We start from the raw sequence: 2037 nt of genomic DNA, 5'->3' as shown, positions 1-2037 counted from the left end.
ATATTGGCCCATTATCGCTATTCTTTGCGAGCCCTCAATCTCATTGTTGCCGTTATTTACAATTTAGGCAACTCCGAGATGAAATCTGCAAGGAATGCATCGACGACTTTACGTTAAAAGCCCCGTCTCATTATACGGAAATTCAAGTTTTATTGACCAAGATTAGTAGCGCTCCACAACGGTTCTACTATTCTTGTGAATGATTTTTATCCTAACCGATTATTACAGGTAGTCACACATGTCTAAGCTAGTTTTAGTTTTAAACTGCGGTAGTTCTTCTCTTAAATTTGCTGTTGTCGATGCAGAAACAGGTGCTGAGCACCTATCAGGTCTTGCTGAATGTCTTCACCTTCCTGAAGCACGTATCAAGTGGAAACTTGACGGTAAACACGAAGCGCAACTAGGCGAAGGTGCAGCGCACGAAGAAGCACTCGCGTTTATGGTTGAAACTATTCTTGCTTCTAAGCCAGAGCTTAAAGCTAACCTTGGCGCTATCGGTCACCGTATCGTACACGGTGGTGAGCAGTTCACTCAATCTGCACTTATCTCTGATGATGTACTGAAAGGTATTCAAGACGCTGCAACCTTTGCACCGCTTCATAACCCAGCACACATCATCGGTATCGAAGCCGCTAAGAAAAACTTCCCTGAGCTTCAAAACGTAGCTGTGTTTGATACTGCGTTCCATCAAACTATGCCTGAAGAGTCTTTCCTATACGCTCTTCCGTACAATCTATACAAAGAGCACGGTATCCGTCGTTATGGCATGCATGGTACTTCACACTTATTCATCACTCGTGAAGTTGCAGGCCTACTCAACAAGCCAGTTGAAGAAGTTAACATCATCAACTGTCACCTAGGCAATGGTGCTTCTGTTTGTGCGATCAAAAACGGTCAATCAGTTGATACTTCAATGGGTCTAACGCCGCTTGAAGGTTTGGTGATGGGCACACGTTGTGGTGACATCGATCCTGCAATCATCTTCCACCTGCACGATGCACTGGGTTACTCTGTTGATCAAATCAACACTATGCTAACCAAAGAGTCTGGCCTACAAGGCTTAACTCAAGTGACTTCGGATTGCCGTTTTGTTGAAGATAACTACGGTGAGAAAGAAGAAGCGACTCGTGCAATGGACGTGTTCTGCCACCGCCTAGCAAAATACGTGGCTGGCTACACAGCAAGCCTTGACGGTCGCCTAGACGCTATCGTCTTCACTGGTGGTATCGGTGAGAACTCAGGCCCTATCCGTGAAATGGTACTAAACCGTTTGGCTATCTTCGGTATCGAAGTCGACAGCGCAGCAAACCTAAAAGCACGTTTTGGCGGCGAAGGTGTGATCACAACGGCAAACAGCCGTATTCCAGCTATGGTTATCTCGACCAATGAAGAGCTAGTGATTGCTGAAGATACTGCTCGTCTGGCAGGCCTTTAATTGACTTTCTGGCTAACTCTCTGAGTTAGCCAGTTTTTTACCGGGGCTCAACCCTTAGTTTCTAGCGATTTAGGTCAGCAGGCTTATTTCCGAAGAAGGTCATGTTGGGCTTTGTTCCTTTTTCAATCTAGTTTCGGTTAGATTGATTTCAATAGTTTGAGGTACTCTACTCATGTCCCGTACTATTATGCTTATCCCTATCAGCGCTGGTGTTGGTCTTACCAGCGTGAGCATGGGTGTCCTTCGCGCCATGGAGCGTAAAGGTGTTAGCGTTTCTTTTTATAAGCCTATTGCACAACCTCGCTCGGGTGGCGATCAACCTGATCTCACTTCAACGATTATCGGTCGCAACAGCGACATCAGCATTGCAGAACCGATGATGATGTCAGCGGCAGAAACGTTGATCGGCAGCGAAAAGATGGATGTGTTGCTTGAAACCGTCGTTGAGCGTTACAACCACATCAATAAAGATTCTGAAGTAACGCTGATTGAAGGCCTTGTGCCAACACGCAAACACCCATTCGCGAACCAAGTGAACGCAGAAATTGCCAAAACACTGGGCGCAGAAATTGTGTTTGTCGCGACACCGGGAACAGACAACC

The 2037-nt window shown here is 46.1% G+C and carries 2 protein-coding genes; both read left to right on the top strand.

The window, feature by feature from the left end; translation table 11 throughout:
- Positions 1 to 238: 238 nt before the first annotated feature.
- Positions 239 to 1435, top strand: coding sequence for an acetate kinase (locus B9J87_RS05680; protein WP_013856499.1), 1197 nt, complete (start codon positions 239 to 241; stop codon positions 1433 to 1435).
- A 172-nt stretch (positions 1436 to 1607) separates the two neighbouring features.
- A partial coding sequence (locus B9J87_RS05675; RefSeq protein ID WP_176429487.1) for an AAA family ATPase occupies positions 1608 to 2037 on the top strand: 430 nt, incomplete at its 3' end.

Origin of the sequence: Vibrio sp. V19_P1S1T109, from assembly GCF_002241375.1 — a bacterium.
Classification (GTDB): Bacteria; Pseudomonadota; Gammaproteobacteria; order Enterobacterales; family Vibrionaceae; genus Vibrio; species Vibrio anguillarum.
This window is presented reverse-complemented; position numbering and strand designations above follow the sequence as displayed.